The 3,428-nt window shown below is 35.7% G+C and carries 4 protein-coding genes; all 4 read right to left on the bottom strand.

What is annotated here, in order from left to right; genetic code table 11:
- Window positions 1-41: 41 nt before the first annotated feature.
- Window positions 42-899, bottom strand: coding sequence for a hypothetical protein (locus tag ACODS7_RS31370; protein ID WP_488828469.1), 858 nt, complete (start codon window positions 897-899; stop codon window positions 42-44).
- A 93-nt stretch (window positions 900-992) separates the two neighbouring features.
- Complete coding sequence (locus ACODS7_RS31375; protein WP_488828471.1) at window positions 993-2,843, bottom strand: ArdC-like ssDNA-binding domain-containing protein; 1,851 nt, start codon at window positions 2,841-2,843, stop codon at window positions 993-995.
- Window positions 2,836-3,117: a hypothetical protein gene (locus ACODS7_RS31380; RefSeq protein ID WP_488828473.1), complete on the bottom strand. Its 282-nt coding sequence runs from the start codon at window positions 3,115-3,117 to the stop codon at window positions 2,836-2,838. The genes ACODS7_RS31375 and ACODS7_RS31380 overlap by 8 nt, the downstream gene beginning before the upstream one ends.
- A 16-nt stretch (window positions 3,118-3,133) precedes the next feature.
- Window positions 3,134-3,289 carry a hypothetical protein gene (locus ACODS7_RS31385; RefSeq protein ID WP_488828475.1) on the bottom strand — a complete coding sequence of 52 codons (156 nt, stop codon included), beginning with the start codon at window positions 3,287-3,289 and terminating at the stop codon, window positions 3,134-3,136.
- Window positions 3,290-3,428: the final 139 nt, after the last annotated feature.

Here is a 3,428-nt window from a genome sequence, read left to right on the forward strand (position 1 = left end):
TTTGTTTTTAGTATAAACTCTCTGTTCGATGTGTCTATCATTTAGACTAGCATCAGTTCTTCCCGACTCTTGGAATACGTTTCCTCTTGTTTCCCTGGGCGAGCTTCCTTTTTCTCTTCTTTTGATATCCGTTCTTTGGAATCAGATGACTTTTCTTTATCAACCCCCAGTATTTCCAATACTTCAGCCTTATACTGTTCTTTATATTGTTCCTCCCCCTGAGAAGGAGCAATCTCTTCTAGTACTTGTTCCTTAAATGACTCTTTATAGGAATCTTTCGGATTTTCTTTTAGTGCCATTACCTTATCTTTTTTCTGTAATTGTTCTAAAGGCTCAAAAGACTGTTCTATATTATATTCCATCCTTTGAATGGACGTTTCAGCAATTATCCCTTGTTCAATTGCGGTTTTCCGTAATGTCGTATATTTGTCTTCTGTACGCATCACTCTCATCATACTGTCTGTATTGTATTCATCCTCTTGTCTTTTAGCTTCTACAAATGATCGGTAGCGAGTTTCTAATTCTTTCGGTATATTTTTTACGATTTGATGTGTTTCTTTTTGCTTTTCTGTTTGCTCTTTTATTACATCAGAAAATGCCTTTTCCCCCTTTAATTGAAGAGAAGATTTCGACCAGTTCTCACCATCTATATCTTGTTCATATACTTTTACGATTCCACTATCATGATGAATATCAACTGTTACATCCCCTTGTCCCCAGTTCATCTCACTTGTAATAGAAGGGAAAGACAATCGCGTCATACCTGGTTCAACACCTCTTTCCACCTCATGCATATTCTCTTTTAGAAACCGCCCTTTTTCCTTTCCAGCCGTACTCATCGCATATTCATATAGTACATGTTTTACATCTTCTTGTTTGACTTGTTCTTGTATACTCATTTTTACCTTCCTCCTTAAAATAAAAAATCACTTTCCGTTTTAAAAGGATAAGTGATGACTATTTTTCTTCATTTAGTTGTGAAAGCAAATTGATTATCGTTCCAATTCCACTTCCTGTTTCTTTTTCTTTGCAACATTTTGGAACTGCGTAAAATTCGAGAATGGTTCAAATTGTTTTTCTCGATCAACTACTTTAGATGCGGTTTGTTTTGTAGCCGTAACTCCTTCTTTATTCAACTTTTCTTGCACTTTATGTTCTAATTGTGTGACAGACTCTTGTGTGATGAGTTCATTATCAATTGCTACATGTTTCGTCGCAAAATAACGTTCTTCCATTTGTACACGATGGATAATACTATCGATATCGTTTACTGTTTCATGAGATTGCGCTTGCTTAAAAGCTTCATATTTTCCAATTAATTCTTTTTCCATAGAAGCCGTAACATGTGTAGCTGTGTGTGGAAGTGGATCTAATTTTCGTTCAAGAGAGCCAATTGGTGCATATCCTTCTTTTTTCATGTCTTTATATAATTCCACTTCTTTTTCACTAAACGCTGGATTCTTTTGCTTCTCTGCCTTATCGATTAAAACGCCATATCTTTCATCTTTTACAAGTTCATCTAAGCTCATTTGTGCATCCTTTTGATTTACAACAAATGATTGATTACCTTTACCATCAAAAATAGAATCTTGGACTTTTTCATATACATCTGGTCTTAAAATTTCATCCAAGGATACATTTTCTCGTTCACCGTACTTCTCCATTAACGAAACATATAAATCTTCACGATTCGATTTATCTGCATTCCATACTGACAAATAACTTATATCGTTTGTGACTGCATCCATCATGTGTATTCTTGCCACTTCCTCATCTTGTATATCTTTATCCAAGACCTCAATCGTTACCAAATGAGCGGGTGTTTCTTTTAAACTTTCTAATGTACTAGATTGATCCATATCCTTTATATCCCCCATACTTTCCACCTCTTTCTCATGTATTTGTTCTTTCTCTTTTTCCAAAGTGTTTTCAATCGTTTCAATAAATTCAGTAGAAGTTTCATGTACTTCTTTTAATAACTTAGATTTATCTTTCAGCTCTTTGCCTTGCGTCCAGTTCGCTAAATAACCTAACGAATACTCGCTTGTATCAATTCCGAAATAAGAAGAAACCGTATAAGCTGTCATCTCTGCTTGAAACTCTTTTTCAGGTGCTGAGTAATTCATGTGTGTTTCTGCTGTATGAAGTTTGGCATAGGCTAATTCATGAAGAAGCGTTTTTACATTTTGTAATTCACTATTCCTCGGATTCAAGGCAACCTCTTTCGTTAAGGTGTAGCTCACCCCCTTTGCGACCCCAAGTTCTTGCTTCGGTTCAATAATTTTCACACCGTTTTTTTCAGCAATAGCCTCCATTCCTTTGTACAAACTCTTGTAATCTCCTACGCTTCCTTCTAGCCAACGGTTTGGAAAGATACGAGGTAGATCTTCAGCTTTTGCGTTCGTCTGAGATACATCAAACACATATCCGACGGAGAAATATAAACGACCTGGCTTGACTTCTACATTTTTAGATTCAATCTGTTTTTTCTCTTCCTCACTTGCTTTCACAACTGGCTTCCAAGTTCCAGTTTTATCTTTGAACTTTGCTGTCGTCCGGTTCGGAACAAGGATCTGTATTCCTTTCTCACCTTTATTGACTGAAAATCCTTTTTCTTTCCAAAAAGAAAAGGAACCCACGGCTTTGGATCCCTCAAATTGACTCTGTATTAATGCAATGTTAGATGGTGAATAGCGATAAAACTTTGCCATAAATGATAAATACTCTTTTAAATCTCCTGGCGAACGAAAGTAACCTTCTATACTTTTTTCCATCTTTTTCGTCAGCGCTTCTACCTTTTGTTTTTTCTCTTCAAATGAAACAGGGGAACGCTTTTTACTCATTGTTTTCTGCTCCCTTTGATGAAGCTTCTATTAATTCATCCATCGTTTCTTCATTCCATGTTTCTAAATCAGTTGGAACACATATTGTACGAGTTCTCATGTTGATGGGAATGAGTAAATCATTTTGTGGAAGCTCAATATAATTGAATAGTTCTTGTTCTTCCTCTTCTGTTAATGAGATGGTAACCTCTTGATTACCAACTTGAAAAGTGACTTCTCTTTCGCCAATAAATTTTATAATTCCAATTTCAATATCTTCGTGAAATAACAACATCTTCGCTTCCCCTTTTCTAATATAAAATACCTATCTTAATTCCTTGTTCTTTACTTTTGCGTTCCATACTACCTAGCCATACAAATGGAATCGCAATCACTGCGCAGTGTAACAGAAACAACGAATCTGTTACAACCTGTGTTACATATAAACAGAATACCCCTACACCCACTATGCAACCTAACACCAATAGTAACTACTCAGCTTAGTTAGGAAACAAGGCATACCAAATACATGTTTCCTATTCGAAAACACGAAAAAGAAACAACTTCAAGAAGGGAAAGACTCTAGATTCAATAGAGAAATTCTCT

Source organism: Bacillus sp. FG16 (genome assembly GCF_057809515.1).

What these genes read in the sequence shown, in the direction of transcription:
- ACODS7_RS31370 (WP_488828469.1), bottom strand. Translation starts at nt 899, where the DNA reads ATGAGTATACAAGAACAAGTCAAACAAGAAGATGTAAAACATGTACTA.
- ACODS7_RS31375 (WP_488828471.1), bottom strand. Translation starts at nt 2,843, where the DNA reads ATGAGTAAAAAGCGTTCCCCTGTTTCATTTGAAGAGAAAAAACAAAAG.
- ACODS7_RS31380 (WP_488828473.1), bottom strand. Translation starts at nt 3,117, where the DNA reads ATGTTGTTATTTCACGAAGATATTGAAATTGGAATTATAAAATTTATT.